16 protein-coding genes are annotated in these 17,460 nt (G+C 68.5%); 14 read left to right on the top strand and 2 right to left on the bottom strand.

Annotated features, from left to right (window positions below):
• The first annotated feature begins 6 nt into the window (after positions 1–6).
• The 4 genes from HUA74_RS18225 to HUA74_RS18240 all read left to right on the top strand — a co-directional run bounded on the left by HUA74_RS18225 (position 7) and on the right by HUA74_RS18240 (position 4,655).
• Positions 7–1,200 carry an aminotransferase class I/II-fold pyridoxal phosphate-dependent enzyme gene (locus tag HUA74_RS18225; protein ID WP_174455494.1) on the top strand — a complete coding sequence of 398 codons (1,194 nt, stop codon included), beginning with the start codon at positions 7–9 and terminating at the stop codon, positions 1,198–1,200.
• 98 nt (positions 1,201–1,298) lie between these two features.
• Complete coding sequence (locus tag HUA74_RS18230; protein ID WP_141645873.1) at positions 1,299–2,027, top strand: class I SAM-dependent methyltransferase; 729 nt, start codon at positions 1,299–1,301, stop codon at positions 2,025–2,027.
• Positions 2,020–2,988: a hydroxymethylglutaryl-CoA lyase gene (locus HUA74_RS18235; RefSeq protein ID WP_174455495.1), complete on the top strand. Its 969-nt coding sequence runs from the start codon at positions 2,020–2,022 to the stop codon at positions 2,986–2,988. Before HUA74_RS18230 ends, HUA74_RS18235 begins: the two co-directional genes overlap by 8 nt.
• A gap of 155 nt (positions 2,989–3,143) precedes the next feature.
• A complete protein-coding gene (locus HUA74_RS18240; protein WP_174455496.1) occupies positions 3,144–4,655 on the top strand; it encodes a methyl-accepting chemotaxis protein in 1,512 nt (503 codons plus the stop codon).
• A 102-nt stretch (positions 4,656–4,757) separates the two neighbouring features.
• Here HUA74_RS18240 and HUA74_RS18245 read toward each other — a convergent pair whose 3' ends face one another.
• Positions 4,758–6,719, bottom strand: coding sequence for a TIM44-like domain-containing protein (locus HUA74_RS18245; RefSeq protein WP_174455497.1), 1,962 nt, complete (start codon positions 6,717–6,719; stop codon positions 4,758–4,760).
• 102 nt (positions 6,720–6,821) lie between these two features.
• Here HUA74_RS18245 and HUA74_RS18250 point away from each other — a divergent pair, with 102 nt between their 5' ends.
• Positions 6,822–7,598, top strand: coding sequence for an enoyl-CoA hydratase-related protein (locus tag HUA74_RS18250; RefSeq protein WP_174455498.1), 777 nt, complete (start codon positions 6,822–6,824; stop codon positions 7,596–7,598).
• A gap of 109 nt (positions 7,599–7,707) precedes the next feature.
• Here HUA74_RS18250 and HUA74_RS18255 read toward each other — a convergent pair whose 3' ends face one another.
• Positions 7,708–8,067: a YtxH domain-containing protein gene (locus HUA74_RS18255; RefSeq protein WP_141645878.1), complete on the bottom strand. Its 360-nt coding sequence runs from the start codon at positions 8,065–8,067 to the stop codon at positions 7,708–7,710.
• Between the two features lie 206 nt (positions 8,068–8,273).
• On the opposite strand from HUA74_RS18255, the gene HUA74_RS18260 reads away from it, so the two are divergent.
• The 9 genes from HUA74_RS18260 (at position 8,274) to HUA74_RS18300 (ending at position 17,454) form a co-directional block, all read left to right on the top strand.
• Positions 8,274–9,803, top strand: a complete 1,530-nt coding sequence (locus HUA74_RS18260; protein ID WP_141645879.1) for an acyl-CoA carboxylase subunit beta — start codon at positions 8,274–8,276, stop codon at positions 9,801–9,803.
• Between the two features lie 69 nt (positions 9,804–9,872).
• The gene (locus HUA74_RS18265) at positions 9,873–11,018 is read left to right on the top strand and encodes an acyl-CoA dehydrogenase family protein (protein ID WP_141645880.1); all 1,146 of its coding nucleotides are present in this window, start codon (positions 9,873–9,875) and stop codon (positions 11,016–11,018) included.
• A complete protein-coding gene (locus HUA74_RS18270) occupies positions 11,018–11,881 on the top strand; it encodes a hypothetical protein (protein WP_174455499.1) in 864 nt (287 codons plus the stop codon). The genes HUA74_RS18265 and HUA74_RS18270 overlap by 1 nt, the downstream gene beginning before the upstream one ends.
• 9 nt (positions 11,882–11,890) lie before the next feature.
• Positions 11,891–12,700, top strand: coding sequence for a ribonuclease III (gene rnc, locus HUA74_RS18275; protein ID WP_174455500.1), 810 nt, complete (start codon positions 11,891–11,893; stop codon positions 12,698–12,700).
• Between the two features lie 44 nt (positions 12,701–12,744).
• Positions 12,745–13,470 carry a peptidylprolyl isomerase gene (locus tag HUA74_RS18280; protein WP_174455501.1) on the top strand — a complete coding sequence of 242 codons (726 nt, stop codon included), beginning with the start codon at positions 12,745–12,747 and terminating at the stop codon, positions 13,468–13,470.
• A 79-nt stretch (positions 13,471–13,549) separates the two neighbouring features.
• The gene (locus HUA74_RS18285; RefSeq protein WP_174455502.1) at positions 13,550–14,101 is read left to right on the top strand and encodes a peptidylprolyl isomerase; all 552 of its coding nucleotides are present in this window, start codon (positions 13,550–13,552) and stop codon (positions 14,099–14,101) included.
• Between the two features lie 123 nt (positions 14,102–14,224).
• A complete protein-coding gene (gene era, locus HUA74_RS18290; protein WP_174455503.1) occupies positions 14,225–15,169 on the top strand; it encodes a GTPase Era in 945 nt (314 codons plus the stop codon).
• Between the two features lies 1 nt (position 15,170).
• Entirely contained in the window at positions 15,171–16,550 is a 1,380-nt protein-coding gene (gene der, locus HUA74_RS18295) for a ribosome biogenesis GTPase Der (RefSeq protein ID WP_174455504.1), read from the top strand.
• A gap of 103 nt (positions 16,551–16,653) precedes the next feature.
• Positions 16,654–17,454 carry a tetratricopeptide repeat protein gene (locus HUA74_RS18300; RefSeq protein WP_174455505.1) on the top strand — a complete coding sequence of 267 codons (801 nt, stop codon included), beginning with the start codon at positions 16,654–16,656 and terminating at the stop codon, positions 17,452–17,454.
• Positions 17,455–17,460 lie beyond the last annotated feature (6 nt).

Here is a 17,460-nt window from a genome sequence, read left to right on the forward strand (position 1 = left end):
GCCCCCATGTCCAGGCCCGTGTTGTCGCAGCGCGTGTCCCGGTTCGGCACCACCGTCTTCTCGGAGTTCAGCGCCCTGGCGCAGAAGCATGGCGCCGTGAATCTGGGGCAGGGGTTCCCCGACTTCGACGGACCTGACGCCGTGAAGGAGGCTGCTCAGCGGGCCATCCGCGAGGGCGTCAACCAGTACGCCATGAGCTCGGGCGCCCGGGACTTGCGGGTCGCCATCGCCGAACACGCCGCGCGCTTCTATGGGCAGACGGTGGACCCGGACACCATGGTGACGGTGACCAGCGGCGCCACCGAGGCCATCCTCGATGTGCTGCTGGGACTCGTGGACCCGGGCGACGAGGTGGTGGCCTTCGAGCCGTTCTACGACTCGTACGACGCCAACATCACCTTCGTCGGCGCCACCGCGCGCTGGGTGCCCTTGCGTCCACCGGACGCGGCGCATGCGCAGTGGTGGTTCGACTGGGACGAGCTGCGCGCGGCCTTCGGTCCGCGCACGCGGCTGCTCATCCTCAACACACCCCACAACCCCACGGGCAAGGTCTTCACTCGCGAGGAGCTGGAGCGCATCGGCGCGCTGTGCGCCGAGCATGACGTGAAGGTGCTGTCCGACGAAGTCTACGAGCACATCACCTTCGCGCCCGCCCGCCACGTGCGCCCGGCCACGGTGCCGTCGCTCGCGGACCGGACGGTGACGGTGAGCAGCGGCGGCAAGACGTTCAGCCTCACGGGCTGGAAGGTGGGCTGGGTCATCGCGCCGCCCCCGCTGCGCGATGCGATTCAGCGCGCGCACCAGTTCGTCACCTTCGCGACGGCGTCTCCCTTCCAGGCGGCCATGGCGGCGGCGCTCCGGCTGCCGGATGCGTACTTCGCGGAGCTGGCGGCGACCTACCTGTCGAGACGGGAGCGGCTGCTCGCCGGGCTGCGCGAGGCGGGACTGCCGGCGTACACCCCGGATGGCAGCTACTTCATCCTCGCGGACATCCGGGGCTTCGGCTTCCCGGACGACGTGGCCTTCTGCCGGCACCTGGTGTCGGAGGTCGGCGTGGCGGCCATTCCCCCGAGTGTCTTCTATGGGCCCGAGCATCGGCACCTGGGGCACGGGCTCGCCCGCTTCGCGTTCTGCAAGACGGACGCGGTGCTGGATGAGGCCGTGCTCCGACTGCGCGCGAAGCTGTCGACCCGACGCTGACGGCGCCGCTCCCGCGCGCGCATTGCGAGCCCCGGACGCGGTTGCTACATCCACTCGCAGGAGGGCGGCCCGGCACTTCCCGGCCGCCACGGGCGCGCGTGGACTTCTTCGGCGAGCTGTACCTGCGCAGCACGCTGCCGTTCCTCTCCGAGTCCGTCACGGCGAGGGAGGTGGACTATCTCGCGCGCGCATTCGCCGACCTCCCCGGCCCGGGGCCCGTGGTGGACCTGGGCTGCGGACATGGGCGTCATGCCGCGCGGCTCCAGGCCTCGGGGCCCTTGGCCGGTCGCGTCATCGGCCTGGAGAAGGACGCGCTCTCGCTGTCGATGCGACGCCCGGGCTTCCCCGTGGTGCGCGGAGACTTGAGGGCCTTGCCCTTTCGGGAGGGGAGCCTGTCCGGTGCGTACGCGTGGTATTCCACGCTGTTCGCCTTCACGGACGAGGAGCACGTACACATCCTCCGTGAGCTGGCGCGCGCCATGAGACGGGGAGGGCGGCTGGTGTTCCAGACGGTGCCACACGAACGACTGGCCGCGTCACCCGACGCCGCGTTCCAGCGCGGGCTTCCCGGTGGTGGCGTGCTGGATGAGGAGAGTCACTTCGACGCGGCGACGGGACGTGACGTGGGACGACGAACGCTCACCCTCGTGGACGGGCGCGTCCTGCATGCGTCCTACGCCATTCGTTACTATCCCCTTGCGGATCTCGCCGGGCTGTTGGAAAGCACGGGGTTTTCAATCTCCTGGGTGCATGGCGGGCTCGATGGCGAGCCGCTGACGCATCTGTCGGCCGACCTGATTGTGGGAGCGGTGCTGCGAGATGGCTGAGAATTCACGAGCGCGTGGAACCCTGCTGAGCCAGCTGCCGAAGCGGGTGGACGTGTACGAAGTCGGCCCTCGGGACGGACTCCAGAACGAGCTGCGCACGCTGTCCACGCGCGACAAGGCGCGGCTCATCGACGCCCTCGTGACGGCCGGCGAGAAGCGCATCGAGGTGACGTCGTTCGTGTCGCCCAAGTGGATTCCCCAGCTCGCGGACGCGGAGGAGTTGCTGCGGCTGGTGGGGCGCCGCGAGGGCGTGGTGTTCTCCGCGCTGGTTCCCAACCTCAAGGGGCTGGAGCGCGCGAAGGAGGCGGGGTTGCAGGAAGCGGCGGTGTTCATCTCCGCGTCCGAGGCCCACTCCAAGAAGAACATCAACAAGAGCATCGCCGAGGCCATGGCGGGCGCTCGCGAGGTGACGTCCGCCGCGCTCCAGGCCGGAATGCGCGTGCGCGGCTACCTGTCCACCGTGTGGGGCTGTCCCTACGAGGGCCACGTCCCGGTGGAGCGCGTGGTGGACATCTGCCGCTACCTGGTGGACGCGGGCATCTACCAGCTCAGCCTCGGCGACACGATTGGCGTGGGCACGCCCCGGCAGACGGAAGAGATTCTGGAGGCGCTCCTCCAGCACATTCCGGTGGAGAAGCTGGCGCTGCACCTCCACGACACCCGAGGCACCGCGCTGGCCAACTCGCTGGTGGGCCTGTCCGCGGGCGTGACGACGTTCGACGCGAGCATCGGCGGGCTGGGCGGCTGCCCCTATGCGCCCGGGGCCGCGGGCAACCTGGCCACCGAGGACGCCGTCTTCATGTTCCACGGCATGGGCGTGGACACCGGCATCAACCTGGACCGGCTGGTGGAGGCCGGGGAGATTGCCCAGGAGCTCATCGGCCGGAAGCTGGCGGGCAAGTACCTCCAGGCCGCCCTGGGCGAGCGCGAGAAGAAGGCCTCTCGCCGCGCGCAGACCTGAGCCATTCCCACGGATTTCGCCTGGAGCGGCTCCGTGGGTCACTCCCTCCGTGAGGGGTGGCAAGTCTGTAAAATTTCGACGGTGGTTCCGATACGAGGGCACCACTGCTAGCCTGGGTGGGAGTCGACCCTGTACCCCCCACCTGGACTTGCTTCATGACCCACACGGTCGACGCGACGGCCCTCGCGAACCGCTCGTCGGACATCTTTGACGCGCATCAATCTGCCCTCCACCGCCGCACGGACCGGATGTTCGCCGTGCTGATGGGACTTCAATGGTTGGGGGCGCTCCTCACCGCGCTCGTCTTGTCGCCACGGACGTGGGCGGGGACCTCGAGTGAAGTGCACCCTCATGTCTGGGCGGCGGGCGTGCTCGGACTCGTGGTGGCAAGCCTCCCCGTGTCACTGAGCCTGCTGCGTCCTGGGGGCGTGTCCACGCGCTTCTCCATCGCGGTGGCGCAAGCGCTGACGTCGGGGCTGTTGATCCACATCACCGATGGCCGCATCGAGACGCACTTCCACATCTTCGGCTCGCTGGCCTTCCTGGCCGTCTACCGAGACCTGCGCGTGCTGTTCATCTATTCGGGCGTGGTGGTGGTGGACCACCTGGCGCGCGGGCTGTTCTGGCCACAGTCGGTGTTCGGCACGGACCTGGTGAGCCTGTGGCGTCCGCTGGAGCACGCGGGCTGGGTGGTGTTCGAGAACGTGTTCCTCATCCTGACGTGCCTGAGCGGACGAAGGGACTTGCGGGAGCTGGCGTCGCGGCAGGCGCGGCTGGAACTGGCGCAGGGGGAAATCCAGGCGAGGGTGGTGGAGCCCCTGATGGACTCCGCTCGGGAGCTGACCGAGGCGATGCTCTCCCTGACCATCACCACCGAGGACCAGCGCCGGATGCTGTCGCGGCAGGCGCAGGCGCTGTCCGAGACACAGGTGACGGCGACGGAGATTCAGCGCACGTCGGAGGAGACCTCACGGCAGGCGGAGGTCATCATGGAGTCCACCACCCAGGCGGGCGATGCGGGCACCACGGCCCAGGCGATGATTGGCAAGAGCATGCTGGGACTGGAGGGCATCCGGTCGCAGGCGTCGGAGCTGTCCGGTCAGCTCGAGAAACTGGGCGCGCGGGCCCGCAAGCTCAACGACATCGCCGCCACGGTGAAGGACCTGGCGGACCAGTCCAACATGGTGGCCGTCAACGCCGCGATTGAGGCCGCGCGCTCGGGGGAGACGGGCCGGGGGTTCGCGGTGGTCGCCACCGAGATGCGTCGGCTGGCGCGCCAGTCCCAGCAGGCCACGGGCGAGGTGCGCGTCATCCTCGACGAAACGATGAAGTCCATCCAGGCGGTGATGACCGCGAGCAAGCGGGGCTCCGAGCGGATGTCGATGGACCTGGAAGTGGTGCGCGAGTCCGGCGAGAGCCTTCGTGGCCTCACCTCGATGATGGAGAACAGCACCGACAGCGTGCGCCGCATCTCAGCGGCGGTGGGGCAGCAGGCGGCGGGCGTCTCGCAGCTCTTCAGCGCCGTGAATGACCTGTCCGCGATGATGACGGAGACCCTGGGCCGCTTGGATTCCGCCGCCTCAGCCACCGTTGCCCTCCAGTCCGTCACCGACCGGGTGCAGCGGGTCATCCAGACCTATCAGCCCGAGTCACACCGCCCCTCCTGAGCCCTCGGGCCCAGGGCTGGATTTCACTCCCAGTAATCATACTCGGAGTGTGTCTCGCCGGATTCCCGGAGGGGCGGGCTCGGTGGCCCGCCCCCTGCCGTTTCAACGGTCGCTGATCATCGACGCCAGCTTCTCCTGGAGGCCCAGGTGGCCCGCCGCGGACTCCAGCATGCGGCGCTCCTTGCGGTCGATGCGGCCATCCACCAGGGCAATCTCGACGATGTTGCGCAGGAAGACCTCCGCCTCGGGGCTGCCCCGGGCAACCAGTCGCTCGAAGAGCTGCGGCCCCGCGTTGAGGGCCATCTCCACCTGAGACCACTCGACGTCCCAGCGTTCGGCGCACAGCTTCAGTAGCCGGCGTTCGGCGGGAGTCACGGTGCCGTCGGAGGCGGCGATGGCGGCCATCATGTAGAGCAGCCGATGCCGTTCCTGGACATCCAGCACCGCGTCCGTGCCGTTCCCCGACGAGGCCACCGCGGGCGCACCGTTTGACGGCCGAGCCACCGGCGCGCGGGCAGGCGGCGCCCGGTAGCTGCTCGCTCCCTCGCGGACATTCCACGCCTCGAAGGGCAGCGCGGACGCGAGCACCCAGTCCCGCTCACCATTGGCGAGCTGAGTGCCGCAGAACTCGCACGCCGTGGCGGCGCTGTCGGTGAGCGGCGCGTTGCACTGAGGGCAGCGGTCCGTGGACACGCCGTTCGCGGTGTTCGTCCGCGCGCCATGCTTGCGCACCAGCGTGAAGACGAAGCGCTGGGGCAGGGTGGGGATCTGCGGAGGACGCTCGTTGACGGGGCCCACACCCATGCGCGCGCTCCAGCGGATCTCCACGTGCGCGCGGTCATACCCTCGCGGGTCCACCTCCAGCAGCCGCACATCCACCGAGCCCACCGCGCACTCCAGGAACACCCTCCGCCGGCCCTGGCGACGCAAAGCGTCCAGGTCGGAGTTCAGCGTCCCGAGTGCATCCGGCGTGGCCACCTTGGACAGGCCGTTCGTGTCGCCCCGGCTCTGTGCGTCGATCCACTTCCAGAACAGCAGCGACGCGCGATCCTCCAGGACCTCCAGGTTGAGTGCAGGGTCGTCCTGCCGCGCCTGCATCAGCCCGTCCACCGTCCGGTGGTAGCGCGAGTGCTCCACGCCCTGCGTTATCTCCGTGAGCGTCCAGTCGTAGTTGCCGGAGTTCACCACCGCGTTGCAGAACTCGCAGCGGTTGGCCGCACCGCCCTTGTACGGGGCGCCGCAGTTGGGGCACTTGCCCTGGAACAGGTCCGCGCCGATGCGCGTCTGCACGCCCGGCTTGCGCACGAAGGTCCACACCTCCGTGAAGGTCTCCATCCGAGCCCTGCGCGCGGCTTCGACCGCCTGCGCATCCGTGTCGTTCGCGGACACGTCCGTGTCCCGCATCCGCGCCTGGACGCGGACCTGGATGCTGTCGAACCACTCGCTCTGCTCCAGACCGATGAGCTGGACGTCGAGCACCTCGATGTCGGTGATGGCATCGCGCATGCCCTGCGCATCCAGCAGCTTGAGCTGCACGCCGAAGCGCTGCCACGTCGCGTCCGAAAGGAAGGGCCGCACCGGCGTCATGTCGCGGCGGAACCAGGCCTGCTGCAGGTCCATGAACAGCCGGCGCACCTTGCCGAGCACGGGCTCCAGTTCGAACGCGGGGTCCTTCAGCTTGAGCGCGTTGACCCAGCCGGACACGTCGCGCGAAGTCACCTGGGTGCGCTGGTCCGCCTCGTACTGGTCCAACGCCTTGCGCGTGGTGGCCGTCGGGTGGAGGTTGCGCTTGTAGAGCCAGTACCCGACGCCGCAGATGACCAGCAGCGGAATCATCACCTTCGGGTAGCGGAACACCAGCCGGAACGCCTCGAAGAGGATCCAGATGGGAATCCCATCGCCACCGCCGTCGCGGTCCGAGGAGGGACGCGTGTAGTGCTCGCCACCACCGCCCCGGGCCAGGGCGTCCAGGGGAACGAGGGCCAGGGCCACCAGGGCGAGGGCCGAGGGCCACCAGGAGGCCCACGGGGCGAGCTGTCGGAGCACGGTGCGCGGCGAAGGCATGAGGGGATGCTAACCGTTTCCGCCTTGCCAGACCCGCCTTCCCGCCGCACTCTGCCGCGTCCCAGAGCGGCCCGCCGGGCGGGCCCTGGAAGGGGAGCGGATATGCCGGAATTCAAGGTCGACGCACGCGGTGCCATCGAGATCTGGACCATCGACGGCGAGGGCCGCCGCAACGCCATCAGCCGCGCCATGCTCCAGGAGCTGGGCGCGCTCGTCGCTCGGGTTTCCTCGGGGCACCAGGTTCGCGCGGTCGTCATCACCGGCGCGGGCGACAAGGCCTTCTGCGCGGGCGCGGACCTCAAGGAGCGCGCGGGCATGGCCGAGGACGAGGTGCGCGCGTTCCTCGACGGGCTGCGCAAGACGTTCCGCGCGATTGAAAAGAGCGACTGCGTCTTCATCGCCGCCATCAACGGCGCGGCCTTCGGTGGAGGCACCGAGCTGGCGCTCGCCTGTGATTTGCGCGTGGCGGCCCCGGCGGCCGAGCTGGGGCTCACCGAGGTGAAGCTGGGAATCATCCCCGGAGGCGGCGGCACGCAGCGGCTGGCGCGACTGGTGGGCCCGGGGCGCGCCAAGGACCTCATCCTCACCGCCCGGCGCCTCAACGCGGCGGAGGCCTTCGCCGTGGGGCTGGTGAACCGGCTCGCGCCCGAAGGGCACCTCCTGGAGGTCGCGCACGGCCTCGCGGAGTCGGTGGTGGACAACGCCCCCATCGCGGTGGCCACGGCCAAACACGCCATCGACGAGGGCATGGGCCTGGAGCTGGACGACGCGCTCGCGCTGGAGCTGCGCAAGTACGAAGAGGTCCTCAAGACGGAGGACCGGCTCGAGGGCCTGCGTGCCTTCGCGGAGAAGCGTCCCCCCGTCTTCAAGGGGCGCTGAGAAACACACGAAGGGCGGCGGCCCGCGACTCGCGGACCCCGCCCTCGTGACCCTGGTCGGGTCGGACCCTCGCGAACGAGTGGCCCGCGCGACGAGGCAGTCTCACTCGCTAGGCGCTGGCGCTCTTCTCCGGCGCCAGTCCGATGTTCTGCTTGTTCATGTAGCCCATGGCCTTGTCCTTCACCTGGCTGCGCAGGTCGTCGCCCGTCTTCGGGGTGAGCAGCAGGGCCGCCACGCCGCCCGCCACCGCGCCGATGAGGAACAGACCCAGGCTGCCCAGCCCGGCGCGGCCCGGCTTGTAGGTCGTCAGACCCACGTGCCGCAGCGCATCATCCGGCTCGAAGTCGTCCCAGCGATTCCGGGCGACGCGGGGAAGCTCGTCGAGGAGCTTGTGCGCCATCCACTTGCGGTACAGCTCGCTCTTGGCCAAACCCTTCGCCGTCCACTTCGCCTTCTTCTTCGCGAACATGCATCCCTCCTGGGCCAGTGTTGGTCGGGGACGCGCCGCGCCGCGGAGCGTCTCCTTCGAGCGTTGAAGGTAGGCAGGGGAGCCCGCGCCGCCACCCCCCGGACCCTGGGGTTCGCTCGGCGCGTCATCGGCTGGACGACAGGGTGCGTCGAGCCCTCGGTGAGAGAGCAGCCAGCCGTGGACCTTTCTGCTATGTCGCCCGGGCCATGTCCCAAGACACGAAACTGCTCGAGAAGATCGCCCAGGTGGAGAAGGGTGGCGCGCCGAAGTACCACGCGAAGAACCAGGAGGCCGGCAAGCTGTTCGCGCGGGAGCGCATCCGCCTGCTGGTCGACGAAGGCTCCTTCGTCGAGGACGCGAAGCTCGCCAACAACCTGGACGGGGAGCTGCCCTCGGATGGCGTCGTCATCGGCCTGGGCAAGGTGGCCGGACGCACGGTGGCCATCATGGCCAACGACTCCACGGTGAAGGCCGGCAGCTGGGGTGCCCGCACGGTGGAGAAGATCCTCCGCATCCAGGAGACCGCCCGCTCGCTGCGCTGCCCGCTGCTCTACCTGGTGGACTCCGCGGGAGCCCGCATCACCGATCAGGTGGAGATGTTCCCCGGTCGCCGGGGCGCCGGACGCATCTTCTACAACGAGGTGCACATGTCCGGGGACGTGCCCCAGGTGTGCCTGCTCTTCGGACCTTCCGCCGCCGGTGGCGCGTACATCCCCGCGTTCTGCGACCTGGTCATCATGGTGGACGGCAACGCCTCCATGTACCTGGGCAGCCCGCGCATGGCGGAGATGGTGATTGGCGAGAAGGTGACGCTCGAGGAGATGGGCGGCGCGAAGATGCACTGCTCCATCTCCGGCTGTGGCGACGTGCTGGTGAAGACGGAGCAGGAGGCCATCGCCGCGGCGAAGAACTACCTGAGCTACTTTCCGGAGAACTGCAGCCAGCTGCCGCCGCGCGCGGAGTCCAAGGCGCCCAAGGCCAGCGGGAAGAAGGTCGAGGAGATCGTCCCCGTCGACCAGAACAAGCCCTTCGACATGCACGCCCTCATCACCGAGCTCATCGACGAGGGGAGCTGGTTCGAGGTGAAGAAGCTCTTCGCCCAGGAACTCATCACCGGCCTTGCCCGCATCGACGGTCGTCCGGTGGGCATCATCGCCAACCAGCCCAAGTACAAGGGCGGCGTGCTCTTCGTGGACAGCGCGGACAAGGCGGCCCGGTTCATCTGGCTGTGTGACGCCTTCAACATTCCGCTGCTCTACATGGCGGACGTGCCGGGCTTCATGATTGGCACCAAGGTGGAGCGCGCGGGCATCATCCGCTCCGGCGCGAAGATGATCTCCGCGGTGTCCGAGGCCAGCGTGCCCCGCATCTGCCTCGTCGTGCGCAAGGCGTACGGCGCCGGCCTCTACGCCATGAGCGGCCCGGGCTTCGCGCCGGAGGCCACCCTGGCCCTGCCCGGGGCGATGATCGCCGTCATGGGCCCGGAGGCGGCCGTCAACGCCGTCTACTACAACAAGATTCAAGAGCTGCCCGAGGCCGAGCGCCCCGCCTACGTCCAGAAGCTGCGCGACGAGTACAAGGCGGACGTGGACATCTACAAGCTGGCCAGCGAACTGGTCATCGATGACATCGTCCCCGGTGAGCGCCTGCGTCACGAGCTGACCCAGCGCTACGGGCTGTACGCCTCGCGCCAGACGCCTCGTGCCGAAAAGAAGCACGGCGTCTATCCCGTTTGAGTAGAGAATCTTGCCCTACCCGGAAGGCCCGCTGCCTTCCGGGACCCTTTGCTATAGATCCTCCCGACCATGGACTTTGAACTCCCCGAAAGTCATCGCGCCCTCCAGTCCTCCCTCCGCGACTTCTGCGAGCGCCAGGTGAAGCCCTTCGCCGGCCAATGGGACAAGGAGGAGAAGTTCCCGATGGAAGTCGTCCGGGAGCTGGGCCAGCTCGGCGTCATGGGCATCCTCGTCTCGGAGAAGTACGGCGGGGCGGACATGGACTCGCTCGCCGTGGCCGTGGCCGTGGAGGAGATCGCCCGCTACGACGGCTCGCTCGCCCTCACGGTGGCCAGCCACAACGGCCTGGGCACCAGCCACCTGCGCGTCTTCGGCAACGAGACGCAGCACGCGAAGTACCTGCCCAAGCTCGCCTCCGCGGAGGCCCTGGGTGCGTGGGGCCTGACGGAGCCCGGGTCCGGCTCGGACGCGTCCGGCATGAAGACGACCGCGGTGCGCCAGGGCAAGAACTGGGTGCTCAACGGCACCAAGATGTTCATCACCCAGGGCACCGTGGGCGACGTTTTCGTCGTGCTCGCGGTGACCTCCCCGGAAAAGCGCCAGAAGGGCGTCACCGCGTTCCTCCTGGAGAAGGGGATGCCCGGGTTCAGCCAGCGCGCCATCCACGGCAAGCTGGGCATGCGCTCGTCGGACACGGCGGAGCTGGTGCTGGAGAACGTGGAGGTCCCCGACGAGAACCGCGTCGGCGAGGTCGACCACGGCTTCATCGACACGATGAAGATTCTCGACAAGGGCCGCATCACCATCGGCGCGCTGGCGGTGGGCCTGGCCCGGGGCGCGCTGGAGGAATCGGTGCGCTACTCCAAGGATCGCACCGCCTTCGGCCAGCCCATCTCCGAGTTCCAGGCCCTGCGCTGGATGATGGCGGACATGAAGACGGAGACGGACGCGGCGCGGCTGCTCGTCCACCGCGCGGCGCGAATGGCCGATGCGGGCCAGCCGTACTCCAAGGAAGCCTCCATGGCGAAGCTGTTCGCCTCCGAGGTCGCCATGCGCGCGGCCTCCAAGGCGGTGCAGATCCACGGAGGCTATGGCTACACCCGCGAATTCCCCGTCGAGCGCTACCTCCGCGACGCCAAATTGTGTGAAATTGGAGAGGGAACGAGCGAGATCCAACGCACCATCATCGCGAGAGAGACCTTCAAAGGGGCTTGATGGACACGGCACGGCTGGAGGGACTCGGGCTTCAAGTACGTGAGGATGTGGCCGGCATCGAAGCGGTGCTGGACCTGGAGTCGTCTCCTCTCGTCAATCCCGTGACCAAGGCGTTCATCGCCGAGGTGACCTTCCAGGTGATGGGGGACCGGCTCATCCCCATCTCCCCGGCGGCGGTGGTGGGACTCGCGCCCATCCTCGTCGGCGCCCTCAGCGACGTGGCGGATATCGAAGCGCTGCTGTCGGACGCCTTCAACGAGCACATCTTCCATGTCCAGCGTCGTTCGGCGGAGCTCCAGGTGCTGGGGCTGGTGCCGCGCGTGGACCAGGACACCCTGGAGCTGACCACCGAGGTGGTGGAGGGCGACCTCTCCGTCCTGCTCGCGGCGGACCGGCTGGGCAACTTCCGCATTGCCCGCGCCCAGCGGGACGCGGGTGAGGTCTCCGGGGGGGCGGGGCACACGCTGGAGCTGTCGGAGTTCCGCGAGCGCGCCGCGCTGACGGGGTATCTGGCGGCGCTGCTGGGTGAGCCGGCGAGCCGTCCACAGCCTTCGCCCGCGGGCGCGGGGCTGGTGCGTTTTTCAGACATCGTGGAGAAGTTTGGCGCGGAGTCGTTGGTTCCGCCCCGGAGCAGCCTGGAGCTGCTGGCGCAGTTGCAGGTGGAGGGCCGGCCGTATCGCTTCGCCGCCGCGAGGGTGGCGGGACGCACCTTCCGGGGCCTGCTGGCGGGGGCTCAGGGCAAGGTGTGGGCGGGCCGGTTCGAGCTGGATGAATTCCCGGGCATTGTCCGGATGGTGGCGGCGCTGCTGAAAGTTCGTCCCGAAGCCGTGAGGCTGGTCGGACCGGACGCGCCTCAGGAGTGAAAGACGTCCGTGGAGAAGCTGACTGTGTCGGAGCGGGTGGAGGCCCTGGAGAAGCGCCTGGGCCTGGGGTTCTCGCGCAGGGAGATCGCGCTCGAGGCCCTGACCCACAAGACCTACGTCAATGAGACGCGGGACAAGGACCTCAAGGACAACCAGCGGTTGGAGTTCCTGGGCGATTCGGTGGTGAACCTGGCCGTCAGCCACCGGCTGATGGAGCGCTTCCCAGGCATGCCCGAAGGCGACCTCACCAAGATGCGCGCCCGCATCGTCAACGAGGACGGCCTGGCCCGGGTGGCCCGCACCATCCCCCTGGGGGACCTGCTGCTGCTGGGCCGGGGCGAGCTCCTGTCGGGCGGCCGCGAGAAGAACTCCGTGCTGGCGGACGCGCTCGAGGCCGTCTTCGGCGCCGTCTACCTCTGCGCGGGCCTGGAGCCCGCCGTGGCCCTGGTGGACCGGTGCTTCGCGGAGCTGCTGGATGAGGTCTCCAGCGGCCAGGGGAGGCTGGACTACAAGACGCTCCTCCAGGAGATGGCCCACGAGAAGCTCAAGCTGTCGCCCCGCTACCGCGTGATTTCGGAGGCGGGCCCGGAGCACTCGAAGGTGTTCGAGGTGGAGGTGACGCTGGGCGACGCGCCCTTCGCCCGGGCCTCCGGCCGCAGCAAGAAGGAAGCGGAGCAGTGCGCGGCGCAGGCCACCCTGGAGCGCATCAAGCAGGACGCCGCCACCGCCGCGAGCGCCGCCCCTCCGCCCCCCGAGGGAGGGCCGCCCCCGGTGGAGGCGCCCACCCCGGAAGTGCCACCGGACGACACCTCGGCGTGAAACCCCTTGGTGGGGAAGGGGGTGGGGAATAAGGTGCCGCGCCCATGCGCCCCTCCTCCCCCCTCCGTTTGACGTTCGCGCTGGTGGCCTGCCTGGTGGCGGGTACCGCTGTCGCCGCGGCTCCCGGCAAGTGGACGAAGAAGGTGACGGCCGGCAAGGACCTCTACGCCACGCTGAAGACGAGCGAGGGCGACATCACCGTCCGCCTCTTCTCCAAGGACGCCCCGAAGACGGTGGCGAACTTCGTGGGGCTGGCCACGGGTGAGAAGGAGTGGAGGGACCCCAAGTCCGGGGAGATGTCGAAGAAGCCGCTGTACAACGGGACGGTGTTCCACCGAGTCATCCCGGGCTTCATGATTCAGGCAGGGGACCCGACGGGGACGGGCTCGGGCGACCCGGGCTATCGCTTCGAGGACGAGTTCAACAATGGCCACGTCTTCGACAAGCCGGGTCAGCTGGCCATGGCCAACCGGGGACCGGGCACCAACGGCAGCCAGTTCTTCATCACCACCAGCGCGCCTGACCACCTGACGAACAGGCACACCCTCTTCGGTGAGGTGGTGAAGGGCTACGACGTCGTGGAGAAGATTGGCGCGGTGCCTCGGGACAACCGCGACCGGCCGCAGACGCCGGTGGTGCTCACCCGGGTGGAGCTGAGCGACAAGGCGCCCGCGGGCGTCGTCATCCGGAAGGGACCGGCGGCGGATGCCCCGGTGAAGCCCCCGGTGACGCCGAAGCCCCAGGGCGCTCGGCCCGAGTCCTCCCGGTAGGTTGGCGGGACTTTAGGGCAGTGGACGTGAAACGGACCCGCTGCTTCGGCGGGTCCATCAAGCAAGACGGGAGGGCAGCATGGGAATGACGGACGAGGCCCGCGCGGGCAATGACCTTTACGCCACCTTCGACACCACGCAGGGGCAGATTGTCGTGAAGCTGTTCCCGAAGGACGCCCCGGATTCGGTGGCGAGCTTCGTGGGCCTGGCGACGGGGGAACTGGAGTTCACGGACCCCAAGACGCAGGAGAAGACGAAGCGCCCGTTCTATGACGGCACCGTGTTCCACCGCGTCATCGACAACTTCATGATTCAGGGTGGCTGTCCGCTCGGCTCCGGCCGCGGCAACCCCGGCTTCAACGTGAAGGACGAGTTCCAGTCCGGCCGCACGTTCGACAAGGTGGGCCTGCTGGCGATGGCGAACATCGGCCGGCCGCACACCAACGGCAGCCAGTTCTTCCTGACGACGTCGAAGCCGACGTACCTCAACAACAAGCACACCATCTTCGGCGAGGTCGTGAAGGGCTACGACATCGTGGAGAAGATCAGCAAGGTGGCCCGGGATGGTGATGACCGTCCCCGCACGCCCGTGACGGTCAACAAGCTGACCATCTCGACGACCCAGCCGTAGGCCGCCCGCCTGACCACCGCCCCGGGCAGATGCCGGGGGTGGTGGTCTGTTATAGGGCGCTGTTGGAAGTTCCCCCTCAGGGGCTCCCAGCCACACAGGGACTCCCAGACCACCTTCGAAGCAATGGCCTCTCCCAAGAACCACCGCAGCGGCTTCGCCGCGCTCATCGGACGCCCCAATGTGGGCAAGAGCACCCTGCTCAACGCGCTCACCGGTGAGAAGATCGCCATCGTCTCCGGCAAGCCGCAGACGACGCGCAACCGCATCCTCGGAGTCGTGACTCGCCCTGAAGGGCAGGTCGCATTCCTCGACACCCCCGGCATCCACCAGGCCAAGGGGGAGCTCAACCGCTACATGGTGGAGACGGCGATCCAGGCCGCGGAGGAGGTGGACCTGGTCCTCTTCCTGATTGAACCGCCCGCCGGCGAGAAGCCCGAGGTCAGCCCGGGCAACCGCATCATCCTCGAGCGGCTCCAGAAGCTGGGCAAGCCCACCTTCCTGGTCATCAACAAGATCGACTCCATCCCCAAGGGAGCCATCCTTCCGCTCATCGACCTGTACCGCCAGGAGTTCCCCTTCGCGGAGGTGGTCCCCATCTCCGCGCGCGAGAAGGACGGCGTGGAGCGCCTGTTCACCACGGTGCTGAGCCACCTGCCGGAAGGCGAGAACCTCTTCGACGAGGACATGCTCACCGACCAGCAGGAGCGGACGCTGGTGAGCGAGTACATCCGCGAGCAGGTGCTGCGGCACTGCCGCCAGGAAATTCCGTACTCCACCGCGGTGATGGTGGACATCTTCGACGAGTCCGAGCGCGAGCCCCGGCCGGGAACTCCTCCGGGCCAGCTGGGCGGACTCATCCGCATCGCCGCCTCCATCTTCGTGGAGCGCGACAGCCAGAAGGCCATCATCATTGGAAAACAGGGGCAGATGCTGAAGACGATTGGCACGGACGCGCGCAAGTCCGTGCAACGCCTGCTGGGCGCGCATGTGTACCTGGACCTGCGTGTCCGGGTGGAGCCGCGCTGGAGCGAGCGCCCCGAAGGCCTCAAGAAGCTGGGATACGACTGAGATGAAGCCCCTGGTAGCCATTGTCGGACGCCCCAACGTGGGCAAGAGCACGCTGTTCAACCGCCTCATCGGTCGCCGCATCGCGTTGGTGGAGGACCAGCCGGGCGTGACGCGGGATCGCCACTACGCGGACGCGCAGTGGGGTGGACGGGCGTTCACCTTCATCGACACCGGCGGCTTCGTCCCCGGCGAGAAGGACTCGCTGCTCAAGCAGGTGCGCGAGCAGGCCCAGCTGGCCGTGGAGGAGTGTGACGTCATCATCTTCGTCACCGACGGCCGGGAGGGCGTGACGGGCGCTGACGAAGCGGTGGCGAAGTACCTGCGCAAGAGCGGCAAGCCGGTGATTGTCGCGGTGAACAAGCTGGACACCACCAGCGGGCAGATGCAGTCGCTGACCGCGGACTTCTACAAGATGGGCCTGGGCGAGGTGCATGCCATGTCCGCGGAGCACGGCCTGGGCGTGCCCGGGCTGTTCGACGAAGTCGTCGAGAAGCTGCCGCCCAAGGAAGAGGGCGAGGACGCCGAGGCCCCGCCGGACGACGGCATCATCCGCGTGGCCATCATCGGCCGGCCCAACGTGGGCAAGAGCACCCTGGTCAACGCCATCCTGAAGGAGAAGCGGGTGGTGGCCAGCGAGATTCCGGGGACGACGCGGGACCCCATCGACTCGCCGCTGACGTACAAGGACCGCAAGCTGCTCCTCACGGACACCGCGGGCATCCGGCGCAAGAAGACGATTGCCCACCAGATCGAGAAGTACTCGGTCATCGCGGCGCTCAAGGTGATGGAGCGCAGCGACGTGGCGGTGCTGCTGATGGACGCCACGGAGCCCGCGGTGGACCAGGACGCGAAGCTGGCGGGCCTGGCCGAGGAGCGCGGCCGGGCGCTGGTCATCGTGGTGAACAAGTGGGACCTGATCGACGCGGATCAGCGCCGCCAGGAGGCGTTCCGGGAGTCGCTCCGGCACTCGCTGAAGTTCGTGGGCTACGCGCCCATCATCTTCACGTCCGCGCTGACGGGCTCCAAGGTGGAGAAGGTCATGGACGCGGCGGTGGAGCTGGCCGAGCAGTTCCGGTTCCGGGCCCCCACGCCCCAGCTCAACCGGCTCCTGGAGTACATGGTGGACAACCACCCGGCGCCCATCGTCCGGAGCAAGCCGCTGCGCCTGTACTACATCACCCAGGTGACGTCGGCGCCGCCGACGTTCGCCCTCACGTGCAACCATCCGGAGGGCGTGCCGGACATGTACAAGCGGTACATCACCAATCAGCTCCGGAAGACCTTCGACCTGCGCGTGCCCATCCGGCTGGTGTTCCGGGAGCGGCCCGGACAGGCGAAGCGGGCGGCTCGAAAGAGGCCGAGCCATCAGGGGAAGCACTGAAGCGTCCGTGCGTTGACACTCGCGGCGCGCGCTCCGTACAGTGCGCCGCTCTTCCGCTCTCCGACAGGGTAGAGCACCGAAGCGCAGAGAGAGGTTGACCGACGTGGCTGGAACCAAGACCGAGAAGATTCGCCAGCAGGAGCTTCGTCAGCCGGACACCTTCCAAAAGGTCGGCGCTGACGCGCGTGACTGGCTCATCCAGCGGCAGAAGCTCATCGGCATCGCCGTGGCCGTCATCATCCTGGGCGGCGTGGGTGTGGCCATCGCCAGCGAGGTGTCCAAGCGCGGCGAGGCGCAGGCCGGCCAGGCGTTGGGCCAGGCGCTCGCCGTGCTGGATCGTCCCGTGGAGGGCGTGCAGCCCGCGCAGCCCGGCGACACCGAGACGCCTTTCAAGAACGTGAAGGAGCGCGACGAGGCGCTGGTGACGGCGCTGTCGGACTTCCGCAAGGAGCACGGTGGGACGCGGTCGGCGACGACTGCGGCGCTGTCGCTCGGCGAGGCGCAGTTCCGCCTGGGCCGCTTCGCGGACGCGCAGACCGCGTTCAGCGACTTCCTGAAGGGCGCCGCCCAGAACGACCCGCTCCGCGCGGGCGCGCTGGAGGGACAGGGCTACGCCTTCGAGGCGGAGAAGAAGTACGACGAGGCCATCAAGTCCTTCGAGCAGATGGGCGCGGCGGGCGGCGGTGAGTTCCTGGCCGGCATGGGCGACTACCACAAGGGTCGGATGCTCATCGCGCAGGACAAGAAGGACGAGGCCGCGGCCGTGCTGTCCAAGGTGTCCACGGACCACGCGAACACCACGGCGGCGCGACTGTCCAGCGAGCGGCTGGCGGTGCTGGCCTCGCAGGGCGTGAAGATCCCGGCCCCGGCGCCCGCGCCGGCCGCCGTCACTGACGCGGGGTAGCGCGCA

Source organism: Myxococcus sp. CA051A (assembly GCF_013336705.1).
Classification (GTDB): Bacteria; Myxococcota; Myxococcia; order Myxococcales; family Myxococcaceae; genus Myxococcus; species Myxococcus llanfairpwllgwyngyllgogerychwyrndrobwllllantysiliogogogochensis.